14 protein-coding genes are annotated in these 17,103 nt (G+C 47.9%); 12 read left to right on the top strand and 2 right to left on the bottom strand.

Going from position 1 to position 17,103, the window contains the following annotated elements:
* Nucleotides 1-41: 41 nt before the first annotated feature.
* From JWH17_RS19105 to JWH17_RS19050, 12 genes are all read left to right on the top strand, one after another.
* Nucleotides 42-851 carry a hypothetical protein gene (locus JWH17_RS19105; RefSeq protein ID WP_205224267.1) on the top strand — a complete coding sequence of 270 codons (810 nt, stop codon included), beginning with the start codon at nucleotides 42-44 and terminating at the stop codon, nucleotides 849-851.
* A 79-nt stretch (nucleotides 852-930) separates the two neighbouring features.
* Entirely contained in the window at nucleotides 931-2,229 is a 1,299-nt protein-coding gene (locus JWH17_RS19100) for a hypothetical protein (protein ID WP_205224266.1), read from the top strand.
* Nucleotides 2,230-2,432: 203 nt separating this feature from the next.
* On the top strand, nucleotides 2,433-3,902 hold the full coding sequence (locus tag JWH17_RS19095) for a hypothetical protein (protein ID WP_205224265.1): 1,470 nt from the start codon (nucleotides 2,433-2,435) through the stop codon (nucleotides 3,900-3,902).
* Nucleotides 3,899-6,283: an SUMF1/EgtB/PvdO family nonheme iron enzyme gene (locus JWH17_RS19090; RefSeq protein ID WP_205224264.1), complete on the top strand. Its 2,385-nt coding sequence runs from the start codon at nucleotides 3,899-3,901 to the stop codon at nucleotides 6,281-6,283. Before JWH17_RS19095 ends, JWH17_RS19090 begins: the two co-directional genes overlap by 4 nt.
* The gene (locus JWH17_RS19085; protein WP_205224263.1) at nucleotides 6,280-6,501 is read left to right on the top strand and encodes a hypothetical protein; all 222 of its coding nucleotides are present in this window, start codon (nucleotides 6,280-6,282) and stop codon (nucleotides 6,499-6,501) included. The genes JWH17_RS19090 and JWH17_RS19085 overlap by 4 nt, the downstream gene beginning before the upstream one ends.
* Before the next feature lie 17 nt (nucleotides 6,502-6,518).
* Nucleotides 6,519-7,328 (top strand): MotA/TolQ/ExbB proton channel family protein, encoded by an 810-nt coding sequence (locus tag JWH17_RS19080; protein WP_205224262.1) that lies wholly within the window; start codon nucleotides 6,519-6,521, stop codon nucleotides 7,326-7,328.
* 2 nt (nucleotides 7,329-7,330) lie between these two features.
* The gene (locus JWH17_RS19075; RefSeq protein WP_205224261.1) at nucleotides 7,331-8,422 is read left to right on the top strand and encodes a vWA domain-containing protein; all 1,092 of its coding nucleotides are present in this window, start codon (nucleotides 7,331-7,333) and stop codon (nucleotides 8,420-8,422) included.
* Nucleotides 8,419-9,423 (top strand): vWA domain-containing protein, encoded by a 1,005-nt coding sequence (locus tag JWH17_RS19070; RefSeq protein WP_205224260.1) that lies wholly within the window; start codon nucleotides 8,419-8,421, stop codon nucleotides 9,421-9,423. Before JWH17_RS19075 ends, JWH17_RS19070 begins: the two co-directional genes overlap by 4 nt.
* 76 nt (nucleotides 9,424-9,499) lie before the next feature.
* Complete coding sequence (locus JWH17_RS19065) at nucleotides 9,500-10,093, top strand: metallophosphoesterase family protein (protein ID WP_205224259.1); 594 nt, start codon at nucleotides 9,500-9,502, stop codon at nucleotides 10,091-10,093.
* A complete protein-coding gene (locus JWH17_RS19060) occupies nucleotides 10,086-11,186 on the top strand; it encodes a ParB N-terminal domain-containing protein (protein ID WP_205224258.1) in 1,101 nt (366 codons plus the stop codon). The genes JWH17_RS19065 and JWH17_RS19060 overlap by 8 nt, the downstream gene beginning before the upstream one ends.
* A gap of 64 nt (nucleotides 11,187-11,250) precedes the next feature.
* Nucleotides 11,251-11,823 (top strand): nitroreductase family protein, encoded by a 573-nt coding sequence (locus JWH17_RS19055; RefSeq protein ID WP_232371196.1) that lies wholly within the window; start codon nucleotides 11,251-11,253, stop codon nucleotides 11,821-11,823.
* A gap of 271 nt (nucleotides 11,824-12,094) precedes the next feature.
* Nucleotides 12,095-12,658 (top strand): hypothetical protein, encoded by a 564-nt coding sequence (locus JWH17_RS19050; RefSeq protein ID WP_205224257.1) that lies wholly within the window; start codon nucleotides 12,095-12,097, stop codon nucleotides 12,656-12,658.
* A 428-nt stretch (nucleotides 12,659-13,086) separates the two neighbouring features.
* Here JWH17_RS19050 and mtgA read toward each other — a convergent pair whose 3' ends face one another.
* The gene (mtgA, locus tag JWH17_RS19045) at nucleotides 13,087-13,773 is read right to left on the bottom strand and encodes a monofunctional biosynthetic peptidoglycan transglycosylase (RefSeq protein ID WP_369125069.1); all 687 of its coding nucleotides are present in this window, start codon (nucleotides 13,771-13,773) and stop codon (nucleotides 13,087-13,089) included.
* A gap of 456 nt (nucleotides 13,774-14,229) precedes the next feature.
* Entirely contained in the window at nucleotides 14,230-16,434 is a 2,205-nt protein-coding gene (locus JWH17_RS19040; RefSeq protein WP_205224255.1) for a hybrid sensor histidine kinase/response regulator, read from the bottom strand.
* Between the last annotated feature and the right edge of the window lie 669 nt (nucleotides 16,435-17,103).

Raw genomic sequence — 17,103 nt, 5'->3', positions numbered from 1 at the left:
TTCGGGTTAGGCGGCGAATGTTTTTTATGTGGAGGTCAATAATGAAAGGGTTGTTTGCGGTGGTCATGTGGCTGGTCATTGCGGTACTTGACGAGGGCACCTCTTTGGCTGCACCGAACCCATCGGTCGGCAATGGGACTGCCGATGAATTACGCAGTTCCGTCCTTTCCTTAGATAAAGTCATTCGCAATACCATAAAGACCATCAGCGCCCATTCAGAAACATCCCTTTTAACTCCCCAAGAAACAAAAGAGTTGAAAGAATTCGCCCTCTATTTGCAAACCAGGGTAGTAATTTACTGTGAGCAACTGGCATCTCAGTTTCCAGAACAGAGTATGCATGGCCTTCCATGTCCTTCTTTTCAAATGCCTCTTGGGTCCAACCTTACTTTGCCCCCGCCTGCGGCAACCGACGAGGAGGAGCTTGATAATCTGGAACAGCAATTGGCCGAATCGATGGGGGCATTTGATGAGATGTTGTTGGCCGAAGAGACACGTATTGCCGGTCACAGGCCAAAGGTATCAGGACGGGACATTCCGGACACGGGTGGACATGGTCAGCTTCAGGGCAGTGTCCAGCAGGAAAAGCAAGCAGGAGGGAGTGATGGCGAGCGATCCGGACACAGCGGGACAGTGGAGGCCGCCAGTGGACAGGTCGATACCAGTGTGGGGGCGGGGAGTGGTCAGGGACAGCCCCCGTCTGTCTCATATGACGGTACTCAGGGAAAGTTGGTGATTGATGATGATATTGTTGCCAGACAGCTGAGGGAGGCTGCCGAAAAGGAACAGGATCCGCAGCTTAAGGAAAAGCTGTGGCAGGAGTACTGGAAGTATAAGGGGAAAAAGATGTAACGCCTGCAGTGCTCTGATTTTTCATAAAACATTCCGGAATACCCATAAGAAAGTAGGTGGAGTTGAACCAGGTGACATTGTGTCCATAACCCCGATTTCTCATTCCGGAACAGGATTTGGGGTGGAGACGCTTGGGGGAGTTGCTGTGGTAAAGTGGAAAGGGGTAGTAGCCTATACGCTGATTGTGGTGATGATAACCGGTGGGTGTGCATCGATTCCAGGAAATCAGGTTGCCGATCAGGTGCGACCGATGACAGTGGACGGTGAGATAGAAGAAGAAAAGCTGCTCAACGTTTCCATCCAGGTTTTTGATCCTGGGGTGATTCCGGAAGATGCAGAGGAAAGTCAGGGGCTATCGCAGGGCATAAGAGATGCGGAGGCTCGATTTATACCTGTTCATCTTAAATATTCATTGCAACGAACAGGCTATTGGGGAGCTGTTCGGGTTGTCCCCGGCGATGAAAATGGAGCAGAAGTGTTGGTAAAAGGAAAGATTGAGTATTCAGATGGCGAAAGCGTTGCCATTAGTGTGGATGTCGTTGATGCGACCGGACGTTTGTGGTTTAAAAAAGTATATGCTGAAACGGCAAAAAAGCATGAGCATGAGCGGATAGAACCTGAAAAGCATGATACCTTTCAGGATCTTTTCAACACCATAGCTAATGATTTGGCAATGTATCGGCAACAGTTATCGCCTCAAGATGTGAGCACAATACGACAGGTAGCTACCCTGCGTTTTGCCGCAGCCATGGCTCCGGAAACCTTTGCTGAGTATCTTGCAGAAGATGATAGCGGCCAATTTACTATAATGCATCTGCCCGCTGCGGATGATGCGATGTTTGCCCGCATTCAGGCGCTACGTTCCAGGGATGATATGCTTGTGGACGTTATCAATGGCTATTATGATAACTATTATCTCGACCTCTGGGCTCCATACAGTCAATGGCGGCGATATAGGAGTGAGGAAGTGGCAGCAATGCGAGAACTGGAAAGAGACGCACTTACCCGCCAGGTTTTAGGTATTGCCGCAATTGTCGGCGCTATTGCTATTGGAGCGGCTGCCGACCAGGAGACGCGGTCACGGACCGGCACCTTGAGAGACGTAATGGTGCTTGGGGGAGCAGGCGCAGTATACAGTGGCTATCAGAAGCGACAGGAGAGTGAAATTAATCGGGATGCGATACAGGAGCTTGGAGAGTCTTTTCATGCAGAGGCAGAACCGCTGACAATTGAAGTCCAAGGTGAGACGCTGCGTCTGCAAGGTTCTGCCGAGGAGCAGTACACGCGTTGGCGACAGTTGCTCAGGGAAATATATCTTAAGGAAACGGGATTTCCGCCACCGGAAGTCGGCGGGCAGGCAGAAGAAAAAGGGCAATGAGCAAAAGTTGGAAAGTCCTAATCGTCTGCTCTTAGTTATTTTCGTAAGCCCGAAGGGGGAACTTTTTGATTGAAAACAAAAAAACAGACTGTCAATTGTACAATTGCTCTTTTGCTAATCAATATCAATTGGCTGAGTTTAACAAAAAAAAGTTCATGACAAATTCGGGCTGATAAACGAGAAAGCTTGTGAAGGAGAAGCCTGTGAAATTGCAACCGCCGGATACGTCACCGGAACAAAACTCAGCATCTCCTCTGCGCAGTGTGTTGGTGTTGTTTGCTGTTTTCATAGTGATTAATGGGACCCTGCTGTTTTTCTGGTTGTCACATATGCAACCGGAAGATGACCTCACTCCTTCTAGCCGCAATAATACCATGGAAGTCGAGCAGGTTGACGACCGAGAAAAGATATTAATTGCCGAAACCGTACCACCGGCAGAGGACGTGGCAAAAAGATCTGTAGCCGAAAATTCCTTGCAGGCATGGTTGCATATGCAGGCCAGGGGGAAGTCCATGTCGGTTGAGGTGTGGGCGGATAAAGAATATACGTTCGTCCTCGAGGCGGTTACTAAAGGGGAAGCGGATCTCGCGGAAAAGAGATTCCCGGAGGCGGCTTTGGCGTACGAGCAGGCAACCTCCTTGTTGGCCCAGGTTTTGGATGATAAGCAGCTGAAAGTGGAGCAGCTTCTTCTGGAAGGGGAGGGGTTGCTCCAAGAAGGAAAAGGAAAGGACGCTAAAGATGCTTTTAGCAGGGTGCTTGCGGCTGCTCCAGGAAACAAGAAGGCGTTAGAGGGTGTAGAGCGTGCAGCAGTGGCAGAGACGGTTGTGGACTTGGTACGTCAGGCAGAACTGCTCTTTTTGGAAAAGGCGTGGGTTGAGGCCAAGGGAAAGTTTCGGCAGGCCGTTGCTCTTGATTCCCACAATATACAAGCACAATCCGGGTTGGTAAACGTTGACAGAGTTATTGAGGAGCAGTCCCTGCAGGAAGCAATGGGCGATTTTTTCGGTGCGCTTGGCAACCACGAGTACGGCAAGGCCGAGAAGGCGCTTGCAGCGGCGAGGAAGGTCAAGCCGGGAAGTCAGGCTGTGCAAAATGCGGGACTACAACTTGCAAGAGCGCAAAAAGCTGCCCGGATACAACGATTAGAGCAACGGCTGCAAAGTGCAATGGCACAAGAGCAATGGCAGCAGGCGTCGGAGCTCATCCAAAAAATACTTTCCGCAGACAAGCGGGCCGGTATTGCCGTGCAACACCAGGACAAGGTGGAAAGGCGTAAACAACTTGATCAGCGACTGGAAAAAATACTTTCCATGCCGCTCCGTCTGCAAGATGATAAAGCTTTTGCCGAGGCCGTATCCCTGCTCAACTATGCACAGACTATTGAGGATCCAGGACCTCGCCTTACCGGGCAGCAGCAAGCGCTGGATTCGTTGATGATACGCATGCGGCAGCGGGTAAGGGTGCACTTGGTGTCAGATAATTTGTCTGATATCATTGTCTATAAAGTGGGCAATCTGGGAAGGTTTAGGGAAAAAGAACTGCAACTGTATCCTGGGACCTATACGGTTGTCGGCAGGAGGGCCGGCTATAGGGATGTGCGTAAGCAGTTGTCTGTTCCCGTCCAGGACTCTTCTTTGCCAGTGCTGGCCATTCGTTGCGAGGAGCCGATTTGAGCAGATTATTTGAGGTGTTCCATGGGGGGGAAGTGTCCAGGTACCATGAAAATGACCTGCCCTTGTGGATTGGATCCGGCAGTGATGACCATTTGCAACTGGATGGCGTTACCGAAGAGGTCGGTTGCCTGGGGCTTGCAGACGGACACCTGTTTTTTCAACCCTCTTTAACCGGTACAGTCTGTTTGCATAACGGTGCCCATATTACGCAATCTGTCTGGGTGAAAGGGAGCGATCAGATTCGAATCGGGGAGCACCTTCTCGAGTTCCATGTCCAGCGTGACCTGGTGGAAATAGATGTATTGCCACTTGGCCTGCAGAGCAGGCATACTGCCGGCAAAAGCCAAGAAAGAAAAGAAAATCAGGGCGGATTACCAAGAATGTCACCCCCGCTTAAGCGGCGGAGGGGGAGTAGGCTACTTGTTGGTACCGGTTTGTTTCTCGCTGTTGTGCTTACGGCGATAACGCTGTTTCTTGTAAGGGGGAATGTCTTTACCCTTGACATAGAGCCAGTACCGGAAACCGTAAAGGTGTCAGGGGTACCGCCGGTTGTTCATCTGCAGGGACGGTATTTTGCGTGGCCCGGGCAATATGCGCTTACTGCTTCTTTGGAAGGGTATGCAGATCTACATCAAGAAATAACCATTGCCGCCGGTTCTCAGGCCTCATTTCAATTTACCCTTGAAAAACTTCCCGGCAGTATCAATGTGGAAACTGTCCCCTTTGAAGGGGTGCAGATTACCATCGATGGCAAGTATGTCGGAACCGGACCGCTTCAAGCCTTTAGCATAGGAGCAGGAAAACATACCATTAACTTACACAAGCAAAGGTATCAGGAGTTAGTGGAGAGTATAGATGTTGAGGGTATGGGGCGGATGCAAACGTTTCGTTTTCAGCTGCAACCGGGATGGGGGACGGTGGAGGTTATAACCATTCCTGAGTCGGTCGAGGTGAAGAACGGAACAACACTATTAGGTTCCACACCTGGCGCTGTAGATGTTCCAGCGGGAGAACATACATTGACCTTTGTTCAATCCGGTTACCTGCCCTTGCAGCGGCAAGTAACGGTATCCGGTGGAGAAATAACCATTTTGGAGCCGGTTATCCTCCAGCATGAACCCGCTGTGATTGATTTGAGTTCTTCGCCCTCTGGTTCTTCGGTGACAGTGGACGGGGTTTATCGGGGGCAAACACCGCTGCAAGTGGAAGTAGCTGCAGGAACGGAGCACACTTTTGTGCTCATCTTTCCCGGGTATAAGCAGGCCAAGTATCAGCTGGTTTTGGAAGCTGGTGAAGAAAAGCAACTCCACGTGCCCTTGGAAGCGGAAACAGGGGTTGTTTTTGTGGAGGTGGTCCCGGCAGATGCCCGTTTGTCCATCAATGGTGGAGTGGCCGGGGCAAAAAGTGTGGGCAGGTTTGTCCTGCCGGCAGAAAAACAACACCGTTTTGTCTTTACCCGCAAGGGATACCAGGACAAACAGGTAAAGGTGATACCTCGTAGTTCGTACAGTCAACAGATCCGGGTTACCATGGAACCTCTTGCATCGTTGCAGAGCGGCAAACCGGTTGCTCGAAAAAAGGCTGGCCTCAAGCCGCTTTTCCAGGCCCCTGTTGAGTTTCAGATGGGTGCTTCCCGGAGGGAACCGGGAAGAAGGGCCAATGAGCAGCTGAGAAAAGTCCGCCTTGTCCGACCTGTGTATGTGGGAGCTCGTGAGGTGACCAACGGTGAGTATCGACGGTTTCGGCCACAGCATCGATCCGGTGCCTTTGCCCGTTATTCGCTGGATAAAGATAATCAGCCAGTGGTCAATGTGTCTTGGGAGGAAGCGGCACTATACTGTAACTGGCTCAGCAGGCAGGAAGGGATAAAACCTTTTTATGTGCAAAAAAATGGGCGACTGGTAGCTGATAACGGTACCGGGTACAGGCTACCCTCTGAGGCTGAGTGGGCTTATGGGGCTCGTCTCTCGGGTAGGCGGCAGCTGGATCGCTATCCATGGAACGGTTCGTTTCCACCTCAGGTGGTGGTTGGGAATTTTGCCGATAAGAGCATGCTCGGGGTGCTTAATTTCACTCTTGCCGATTATGATGATGGCCATCCGGTTACTGCGCCGGTGGGTTCATTTAAGGCTGATCCAGGGGGCTTCTTTGATTTTGGCGGGAACGTAGCTGAATGGTGTCATGATTTTTATAGCGCTGTCAGCGGTTCCCTGCAAACGGTTGAACAAGACCCCATGGGACCGGTCAGGGGAACCCACCGAGTGGTCAGAGGGTCGAGTTGGCGTGACGGTTCGGTGGTGGAACTTCGGTTCAGCTATCGCTCCTATGGGAAAGGCAAAAAGGATGACATCGGATTCCGGGTGGCGAGGTATCTTCAATGAAAGGGACGACTGGTTTTCTGCTGGTGGGAGCGTTCACCCTGATGGCTGTTTTCACTTCGGTGGCTGCTGTTGAGCAGGAACAGGCAAAGGCGGAACAAGGCCAAAACAAAGAGAAGGGAAAACCGCCTGCCCCGCCTCAGAAAGATGGGTATACCGTTTTTGTACCAACTCAAAAAGTCGATGCAGATACTGTGATCGACCTTCCTGCTGATATTTAACCACCAGTGTGAACAGGATGCCGAAAAAAATCCCTTTTGAATTTTTCTATCAGATTTTTTCCCTGCTAACGGCTTTTATTCTTGTCCATGGGGCTTTTGTGACCGTTATCAGGCCGGAGGCAGAACTCTTTCAAATCAAGGAACAGCAGCAGCTGGCTGTTGATCCTGATTATGTGCAGCAACGTAATTTTTATGTAGTGCTCAAAGATTACGAGCAGGAAGCCTGCCTGGTCCTTATGCTGTGGGCAATGGCCATTTTAGGGTTTAAAGGTGTCAGTACCTGGCAGCAGCGGCGACAGCTTGACGTGGATTTACTCCAGCTGCCGGAAACACTGCCGCTGGGGCCGGAAGATGCCACCGCTGTAAAGCAGCGTATTCAGGAACTTTCCGGCAAGAAGGAGACCTATCTGCTTTCTCGGGCCCTTGATGCTGCAATCAGGCGTTTTGGCGCCACGCATAATGTGCAGGATGCAGCAACAGCCCTGCGTGATGTCTGTACCTCGGAAGGGGAGCGTTTAGAGGCGGAACTTTCCACCATACGCTATATTGCCTGGGCCATACCGTCGGTGGGATTTATCGGCACTGTTCGTGGGATCGGCGCTGCCTTGTCTCTTGCCAACAAAGCGGTTGAAGGCGATATTACCGGGGTTACCCAAAATCTCGGAGTTGCCTTTAACTCTACCTTTATTGCCCTGGTAATCTCCATTGTCTTAATGTTTTTTATTCATCAATTGCAGTTGCTCCAGGATCGACTGGTGCTGGATACTGAGAGTTATTGCGACCGTAACTTAATAGCACGGCTACGGGCGCATCCTTTTCGGCCGTAATCATGGCTCTCCGTCATCGTCGACCCATCTCTTCGTTTAACCTTGCCTTTCTTGATATAATGTTTTGCGGCTTTGGGGCGGTGGTACTGCTGGTACTCATTGTCCATGCCAATACGTTATCCCATCGAAAACAGCAGCTAGAGGACCTGACAGCAGAGGCTGAACGCGCAGCCCTGACAGTAAAAGCTGAAAGCGAACACCTTACGGAAATGAAGGCGGAGCTCGCTCAAAAAAAGCAAGTTCTGGCAAAGTCCAGGCAGGAACTTGCATCCGTCAGGCAGCAGACACAGGCAGAGGAGAAGCGGCTTGCCGCTCAGTTGCAGCAGGCATCAACAGACCGACGTAAGCTTGAGCAGGCGCAGAAGGCCTTAAAGATTTTGGATACGGAGCGTCGGCAGCTCGACAAAAGGGAGGTGCAGTCGTCGGCAAGCGGAGGGCAGGTAAGGCATTTTGCGGGACAAGGGAGGCGGCAGTATCTTACTGGGCTGCAGCTGGGTGGCAGGAGAATTGCCCTGTTGGTGGACGTGAGCGCCTCTATGCTTGATGAAACAGTGGTCAATGTGCTGCGAAGACGGAATATGAGCAAAGACGTTCAACGTAATTCCAGAAAATGGCAGCAGGCACAAAAAACCGTTGCCTGGTTGCTGGCTAATATGCCGCAAGGTGCCGATACCCAGATCCTGGCTTTCAACACTGTCCCTGTTCGTTTGGGAAATGATGACTGGGTAGCTGTCGGCAACAGGCAGGCCGTCGATACAATGGTAGAGAAGCTGCAAACGATGGTTCCTGCCGGCGGTACACATTTAACAAAGGCCTTTGCCGCGCTGGCTGCCTTGAATCCTGCCCCGGACAACTGTATTTTGCTCACCGATGGTTTACCCACCCAGGGCAACAGAGGGGCCACGTCCGGTGCTGTTTCAGGAAAAAAAAGAATGTCTTTTTATAAAGAAGCCATACAAAAACTGCCTGCCAACATACCTGTGAATACCATCTTATTTCCCATGGAAGGCGATCCTCTGGCAGCCACCCTTTTCTGGGAGCTTGCAGTGAAGACAAACGGATCTTTTTTAACGCCTACTCGGGACTGGCCATGAGAAAGAAACCGCGTAGCGTGGAAATATTTAACCTCTCCTTTCTCGATGTTGTATCCTGCGGCTTCGGGGCTCTTATCTTGCTGCTGGTTATCAGTAAAATTTCCGAACCGCAGGTCGCGCAAACCATGGCTCGTGATCGGCATGCTGAGCTTGCCGCTCTGGAGAACGAACTTACTGCTGTTCGTGAGGAGGCAAAGCAGGTCTGGCAACAGCTTCTTCAACATCAGGAAGAGCTCGAACAAGCCGACCGGCAACTGACTGAAAATGTTGCCGGTCTTGTCCGGATGCAGGAACGTATTGCCGGGCACAGCAAAAGTAGTGAGGCAGTGGCAATAGCAGAGCAGAAGTTGCAAACAGCCAGACAACAGTTGACAGAGGAAATGCAGCGCCTCCAGCGGCAGCAACGAATACGGACGGTGTCCCAACAACCGATAGGTGGGATTCCTGTTGATAGCGAATATATTATTTTCGTGATTGATACTTCCGGTTCCATGCAAAAATTTGCTTGGCCGATGGTGCGTCGGAAAATGACGGAAATATTGGATGTCCACCCCCGGGTCAAAGGGCTGCAGGTGATGAATGACATGGGCGAGTATATGTTTTCCCAATACAGTGGTCGTTGGATTGCCGATACCCCGGCAAGGCGAAAAGCTGTTCTCAGGCGTCTGGCATCATGGGCCCCTTTTTCCAACTCAAGCCCGGTGGAAGGAATTACGAGCGCGATTAGGCGTTTTTACAGTAAAGAGAAAAAGATATCTCTTTATGTCTTTGGCGATGATTTTTCAAGGGGCTCGATTCAAACCGTGGTCAATACCGTTACCCAGATGAATCAACGTGATATGTCGGGTAATAAAAGGGTACGTATCCATGCCATAGGTTTTCCGGTGCTGTTTGCCCCGTCCGGAGCGGAAAACAATGTGATCAGGTTCGCAGCGTTGATGCGGCGCCTTGCTGAAGATAATAATGGCAGTTTTGTCGGCCTGACTAATCTTGACAAGTAATATGTGGTGTCAAACTAAAGGGTGACTCTATCTTAAGTCATTTGAATATATTGCACAGCGTACTTATTTTTTGATTATGAAAATTCTTGTTGTAGCTGATGCCGTGGTGCCGGAATTAGCAGAGGATCATAAAGACAGTCCTGATATACAGGGGGTTGAGCTGATCATTTCCTGCGGTGATCTCCCTCCCGAATATTTAACGTTGCTCAGTAAGCGCACCGGGGTACCGGTCTATTACGTAATGGGCAATCATGATATTCGTTATGAGGCGTCACCGCCGGAGGGGTGTCTTGATATACACCGCCGTATAGTTTCCTATCATGGATTCCGAATCCTGGGGCTTGCCGGATCTCGTTGGTATAATGGAGGGGTCAATCAATATACAGAGCCACAGATGCGCAATTTTATTTTTCGGCTTTGGTTCGGGCTGTGGCGCATCAAGGGGATCGATATTGTGGTTACCCATGCTCCTCCCCGCAAGATAGGTGATGCCGAAGATCCATGCCATCGTGGGTTCCGTTGTTTTCGTGGCTTGGTTAAACGATACCAGCCGGCCTATCTCCTCCATGGTCATATCCATGCGTTGTTTCACGATGACAGTGAAAGGGTGCATCAGTTAGGGAAAACCCGGATTATTAATTGTTATGGGTGGTATATACTCAATGTTTGACGGTATTAAAAAAAGTTTGAGCAGGATATTTATCCGCTTTGAACCGGTGGAACCGGTTAAAGAACTGCAACATTTTGATACTGTCCAGACCTCAGAACAGGCATTTGAGTCAATTAACAGGGGGGTCTGCAGCATCCCCTTGGAAAAAATTGTTGGTACCGTAGGGCGTTACCACGATTTTGACAGCCGGTTCAGGCCCAAGCGAAAAGAGGACAGCGGACGTCTCCAAGGCATTCTCAGGGCCATGGTGAAAGGTAAGCCTATGCCCCCTGTTTCTTTATATCAGATCAAAGATGATTATTTCATTCTCGATGGCCACCACCGGGTTACTGCCGCCAGGGAGCTTGGCCATAAACACATACAGGCGTGTATATTAGAACTGCTGCCCGGTGCAGACACCTATGAAAATATTTTATATAGAGAGAAGATTGCTTTTCGTGATAAGGCAGGATTGACCGAGACCATCGATTTGACGGAACTTGGTCAATTTACCCATTTGGAGCAGCAGATTATGGCCCATCAAGAGTTCCTGGCGCAAACAGCGGATCAGGAGGTCGATTATAGTCATGCCGCGATTGACTGGTATCGAACCATCTATAAGCCTTTATATTCGATGGTGGCAGGCAGTGGGCTGGCTGATTCCTTTCCCAGGCGTACCGTGGATGATCTCTGTCTGTATATTTCGGTGCATCAATGGGAGCTCAGCAAGCAGCGTCGTTACGGTATCGGCATTGACCGATTGATTCCCAAAAGCATGGAGGAGTTCAGAACAAAAATGGCAGAATACAGGGAAGCAGAGTATCCGGAGATGAGGCGGGAAATAACCTTTTTTATCTTGCTGAATATTGAAGGGCGCCATGAAAATCATATCATGGATAAATTGTTACAGCTTGACGAGGTAGACGAAGTACACTCGGTGCACGGTTCAATCGACCTGATTGTGAAAGCAACGTTGATGCGGGATTTGTTGACCTCGGATGCCGAGTTGATCTCCCAGTTTACCCATAGTCATGTTCGGAACCTACGTGGGGTAAGAGGGTCGCAAACCTTGATTCCTGGAGTTTCCAGGGTGAGGAAGAAAGAGGTGCGGTAATGCTTTTGCAAAAAGCGTTGTGTAGAGGCATGAAGACGGCTGCCCGTAACGCAGAGGTGGCTGTATGAAGCACGATGAAAAAGAGCAGACAGGGCATTTTATGGATCTTGTCTTATCACGGCAAAGTGTACGTGCTTATCAGGACAGGGGGGTGGAACAAGAAAAGCTGCACCTGTTGATAGAAGCCTCGCGTTTAGCGCCTTCTGCGAGCAATGGTCAGCCATGGAAATTAATTTTTGTCACCGATCCCGCCTTGAAAGATCAGGTTGCTGATGCCACCTTCAGCACCATGGTATCTTTTAATAAATTTGTACCTCAAGCACCTGTGTTGGTAGTGATAGCCATTGAAAAAACGAGGGTGGTCACCCAGATAGGGGGATTGTTGAAAAAACGTGATTTCCCCTTAATCGATATCGGGATTGTTGCTGAACATTTTTGTTTGCAGGCTGCCGAGCTGGGGCTTGGCACCTGTATGCTGGGCTGGTTTGATGAGCAGCGGATTAGAAAATTACTCCATATCCCGGCCCGGATCAGGATCGGTTTGGTTATTTCCCTGGGCTATCCTCCTCCAGGATATCGGCTGCGAAATAAACAACGAAAAAGGGTCGAAGAAATGTGCAGCTTTAATAGGTATTAACAACGTTATTAGGTGTTGTGAACTTTTTCTTGAAATTTATGGTCCCGTCTAACTGTTTAGAATTATATGTATAGTTTTCTTTTGTTGTCATCGGGAAAGATTCTTTTTAAATATCAATGAAAAAAACGGATGAGCTTTTTGTGACCAGGCAATCTTAAGACGTTAATTAGCCGCAAAGCTGATCTCAAAACAACACGTTACAGTTGATTATATATTGGAACTCACTGCACCACCCAACGCTAGCAAACCAGATTGAAAGGAGACGAAGGTAATGATGCACAACATATCGGCAATATTTTTGATAACTCTGGTGTTGGTATTGGCAACAGTTGCAGGCGCGACAGAGCTGCATGAAGGGATTTCGGAATACAGGTGGGGCGAGAGTGCATCTAGGTATGCCGGACTATCAAAACTGGGTGAAAAAGGCGAGGTCGGTTATTACACCAAGCCTGGAGAAACCTATACGATTGGTGATGTGTCGATTGAGAATGTAATATACGGGTTTTATCAAGACCAGCTTTTTGGCGTATATCTCAATATTGAATCCATTGAGGTGTATGACAAACTATTAACTCACATGAAATCACTGTACGGGCTTCCAGCAGCGAAAACGAGAATGGACAACTTCTTGGTTTACAAATGGAAGCACAAAGATATCACTATAAAGCTGAAAGCCGATGAGCCTATCCGGAAAATGAAGCTGGCATTTTATTATCGGCCATTATCCAGTAAACTAAACGCTCAACAATGGGAAGAACTCGACACCTCCTCGTTTCGTTTTGTCCCTATACAGAGAGATAAAAAACCTGAAAAGTTTATTCTTTTCGAATTTTAATAAGAAAACCGGCGCAAAGCGAAAGGCATTTTCTTTTTCGCTCCGTTGACAATGTCACCCTGTCTGGTGAATTTGAACTTAAACAGGAAGAGTGTAAAATTTTGAAATCAGAGGAGAAACAAGATGTTTAAGTTGGCTATATTAACATGATTATCAGCGGTTTATCCGGCGCATTAGTATGTTAATGAAAATTTGCGACATGAGTCAAAAGCCGACTTGCCCCCTTTCTTCGTTGTTCCTAATGATCACATGGTAACAGGTGCCGGGGGAATAGAGTCTTATTTTGCTTGCCATCAATAGCTTTTGATAAAAGACTACCCAATAGCCAAGCCTGACTTAGTTATAAAAATAGAAAGCTCAAAAAGGCGAAGATGTTATTGGCAAAGGTGTCGCTGTAGTATTAATTGAATTAGTTCAGATGAAGTTTTTTACTTGAACGATAGCGTCCCCCAGTGGCGCATCTGTCCTGCTATCCAGTTAATCCGGCTTTTGATATAGGGAGTCGGTGGATTCACACTATACTCCCGAGGATTGGGCAAAACTGCCGCAATAGCTGCCGCCTGTGTTCTAGAAAGATTTTTTGCGTTTCTTTTAAAATAATAAAGAGATGCTGCTTCAGCTCCATAAACCCCTCTGCCCATTTCGATGCTGTTCAGATAGACCTCCATAATGCGTTCTTTGCCCCAAACAATCTCAATGAGAACAGTAAAGTAAACCTCGAACCCTTTACGAACCCAACTTCTGCCCGGCCAGAGAAAGACATTTTTTGCAGTTTGCTGGGAAATGGTACTGGCACCCCGCAATTGTTTTGTCCCGTTTTGAGAAGCTGCGATTGAACGTTTGATGGCCTTGAAATCAAAGCCGAAATGATTTATGAAATTCTGGTCTTCGCTGCAAAATACCGCTAAGGGCAGATTTTTAGAAATTGCCTCAATTGGTACCCAATGGTGTTTGAGTCGAAGTTCTTTTCCTTCAGTCAGCTGTTCCACAAAACGGATCAACATAAGCGGAGTGACATGAACCGGAACAAAGCGAAAAAGCAGGACAAAAAAGATAGATAAGCCGAAAAAACCGGCTCCAAGCTTCAACAGAAAACGAGATGCCCTTTTAGTTATTTTTGAACTTGGTGCTGACTTAGCCCTCCTGGCACTTCGTGTTGTTTTTCTTGATTTTACCATCTCCCCTATCTCATGCAAAAAAAGTATCTTTGCGGCTGCTGTGGAAGAGTAATAAAGATACATACTCAAAACCATGTAACCTATTGATTCTATCTTGCCCCCAAGGAACTCTTAAAAAATAAAGTATCATACTTGCAGGTTCTTACCTGACTGATTTGAAAGTATTGTCTACCATGAAATCATTCTGAAATTGAGTAACTTTATCAGCTGATAATCTGGAACCATATTGGATTCAATATTCTTTTTTCCTGGCAGGATTTTTTTTGCTTTCCAAGGGGTCAAGAAGATTTTTTATATTGTTAGGTATAAACAGGAAACATGTTAATGTGTCTTGCCTTGCTATAGTTTAGTATAGGCATTGCAAATCTTCGATCTGCTCCTGCATGAGATTGCCTATTCGTCAATAACTTTGCGGATGATTTTTGAAAGGTCGCTGATCGCAAAAGGTTTCATGGCGATCGCTCGGACCCCTAATTTTTGCGCTTTTTCTTCAGAGAGAGTGTTGCTGTAACCAGTACAGATAATTATGGGAATGTCTGACCGTATCGCCAACATCCGCTGGGCAAGATCAAACCCGGTCATTGCCGGCATGGTCTGATCGGTTATCACCACATCAAACAGTAACGGGTCCTGCTGAAAAACGCTGAATGCCTCTACGCTGCTTGTGAAAACCGTCACCTCATACCCCAGGTACTCCAATATTGCCCGGCCTATGTCGGCAACTGTTTCCTCATCATCCACCAGCAGAATCCGCTTATTGTCTCCTTTAATCATTAAATCTTCAACATCCTCTGAAGACTCTGCCTGCTCAACAGCGGGTAGATAAATATGGAACCAGGCCCCCTTTCCCTGTTCGCTATCAACTGTAATGAATCCTCCGTATTTCTTAACAATACCATGAACAATGGCCAACCCCATTCCTGTACCCTTGTCAACAGCTTTGGTCGTAAAATATGGATCAAAAATTTTCTTTCTTACTTCAAACGGAATACCAGGACCGGTATCGCCAATTGACAGTATGACAAATTGGCCGGGTTGGACGCCTGGCTGTTGCTGTACATCCAAAAGGGTAAAGTCTATATTCTTCAGTGTAACGGTGAGAGTCCCCCCTGTCATCTCCATGGCATGGCATGCATTGGTGCACAGGTTCATTAAGATCTGATGAACCTGTGTCGGATCAGCAAGAATGGACCAGGAATCTTCCTTGATTTGTTGGTTTATCTCGATTGTGGAAGGCAACATCGGACGCAGTAGCTTGGTGGCTTCTTTAATGATCGGAGCGACCTGCAACGGCACTCGTTTGGTGTCTTTCTGCCTGCTGAATGCCAAAATTTGGTGGACCAGCAAAGTCGCCCGTTTGATTGCTTTCAACGCTTTATCCAGCGACTTCTTCGCTGGTGAGGTTGCTGGGGTTAAGCTGCGAGCCAGATCTACATATCCGAGAATAGCGCTGAGTATATTATTAAAATCATGAGCAATCCCTCCCGCCAAGGTGCCGATAGATTCCATTTTCTGTGCCTGTATGAGCTGATCCTCCAGCTGCTTACTCTCAGTGCTATCACGAAATTCAGCTACCCGAATCTCGTGCCCCTTGTATGGAATATTGCTACCGCGAATGCTGAGCGGATAGGTCGTACCATCTTTACGGAAGCCCTCCACCTCATAGGGTGCTTCATAACCCGAGTGGATTTTATCCATGACTATCGACCTCCAGTCGGGGGCAATTAGCTGAAGACAGTTCATCCCTATCAGCTCTTCTATAGTATATTGACTTATTTTTGAGAGTCCCTGGTTGCAGTCAATTATAATACCTTGATCGTGGATAACAATTCCACCAAAGGACGCATTATGAAGAACCCGAAAGCGCTCCTCACTTTCTCTGAGTTTCTGCTCAGCCCTCTTACGTTCTGTAATGTCACGGACAATGCCGAGAGAATGCCATGCGCCAGACATATGGAGCCTGGATAGGGAAAGCTCAATGTTTACCTCATGACCATCCTTGTGGCATGCTTTCAGCTCAAGAGTCCTGTCAATAGCATTGCCTTCCCCTGTCTGCTGAAATCTACGAAAGGCTGTTATATGCGCCTGGTGATATCGAGACGGTGCCAGCAAAGTGTGCAGGTTTCTGCCCATTACCTCAGAATCAGCATACCCGAAAATCTTTTCCGCGGCGGAGTTCCAGAGAGACACAAGCCCTTTTTCGTCCATCATCATGATGGCATCCTTGGTTGAATCGGTGATAGCACAGAAGCGGGCTTGGCTTTCGTCTAGGAAGTGGTAGATACTGCAGAATGCAGTTTGGTTATCCCAAACTATTCTACTTGCGCTCACTGCTACCTGGAGATGGGTTTTGTCCTTATGTAGCAAGATTGTTCCATATGCAATATGCCCATGCTCGAGCAAGGTTCTGACCCGTTGCGGAAATTGTTGACGTTTTTCCGAGGACTCCAGATGGTCAGCCTGCATGGCTTCCAGCTCACCGCAAGAGTAACCGAGATAGCTAGAGGCCGACGGGTTGACCTTTATTATATTAGTAGACTCATTCCAGATAATGATGGCTTCAGCGGCGCTTTCAAAAATCGACTGATAATTGTTCATGTACTATTTTTATGCATCAGCTTAATGTTGTTTCGTTGTCACAGAAAAAAATGCCAAAGGCATTTATACAGTAGAGTGACTGTAAAATCTTATATTGCCTTCGATGCAAGTGATAACATCACAATTCTTTTTCAGTATAAAACTTATTTTCTCCAGAAGTACAGAGTAACATCGCAAAATTTCTGGCCGGACTTATTGTTGCCTCCTGCAAAAAGGTAGCTATTTGTTACTGATCAGTGCAGTAGAGGAACCATTAATTAACATCATAGGTTTGCCAATGGTCAAAGTTAGTTAAATCGTGAGCGAAGGGAAAATGAAATTAATAGTTAGTAGACCCCATGAAACAGATTTGTTCTGCAACTATGACAAAGACCCGAAAAACTTTGGGTAGTAAAATCAACCCTTACACTCTGGTTTAACAGATATCAATTTACGGCATTTTTATCCGCAAAAAAGCTGGCGATTAAACTTTGTAGTGTTGGCACCCTGGAGGCACATGCTGAAAATGGGGCAACATTCCAGTCTAACAGGCCAGGACCTTCACAGTTTGTATACGTAACAACCCTGTTTTTTCCTGTTGATTTAGATGGTTACCTACAGCTAATTTTTCTCATTATATCCTTGTAAGTCAAGATTTATCTCCGAACTGAGCGGAGTCAGAGGCCGCTT

It is taken from the genome of Desulfogranum marinum (assembly GCF_016918565.1).
GTDB lineage: Bacteria > Desulfobacterota > Desulfobulbia > Desulfobulbales > Desulfobulbaceae > Desulfogranum > Desulfogranum marinum.
The sequence above is the reverse complement of the archived record's forward strand: the minus strand, read 5'-3'. Positions and strand labels throughout refer to the sequence as shown.

Excerpts from the sequence above, each read along its gene's own strand:
- JWH17_RS19105 (WP_205224267.1), top strand. The coding sequence starts at position 42 with ATGAAAGGGTTGTTTGCGGTGGTCATGTGGCTGGTCATTGCGGTACTT.
- JWH17_RS19085 (WP_205224263.1), top strand. The coding sequence starts at position 6,280 with ATGAAAGGGACGACTGGTTTTCTGCTGGTGGGAGCGTTCACCCTGATG.
- JWH17_RS19080 (WP_205224262.1), top strand. The coding sequence starts at position 6,519 with ATGCCGAAAAAAATCCCTTTTGAATTTTTCTATCAGATTTTTTCCCTG.
- JWH17_RS19075 (WP_205224261.1), top strand. The coding sequence starts at position 7,331 with ATGGCTCTCCGTCATCGTCGACCCATCTCTTCGTTTAACCTTGCCTTT.
- JWH17_RS19070 (WP_205224260.1), top strand. The coding sequence starts at position 8,419 with ATGAGAAAGAAACCGCGTAGCGTGGAAATATTTAACCTCTCCTTTCTC.
- JWH17_RS19065 (WP_205224259.1), top strand. The coding sequence starts at position 9,500 with ATGAAAATTCTTGTTGTAGCTGATGCCGTGGTGCCGGAATTAGCAGAG.
- JWH17_RS19060 (WP_205224258.1), top strand. The coding sequence starts at position 10,086 with ATGTTTGACGGTATTAAAAAAAGTTTGAGCAGGATATTTATCCGCTTT.
- JWH17_RS19055 (WP_232371196.1), top strand. The coding sequence starts at position 11,251 with ATGAAGCACGATGAAAAAGAGCAGACAGGGCATTTTATGGATCTTGTC.
- JWH17_RS19050 (WP_205224257.1), top strand. The coding sequence starts at position 12,095 with ATGATGCACAACATATCGGCAATATTTTTGATAACTCTGGTGTTGGTA.
- JWH17_RS19040 (WP_205224255.1), bottom strand. The coding sequence starts at position 16,434 with ATGAACAATTATCAGTCGATTTTTGAAAGCGCCGCTGAAGCCATCATT.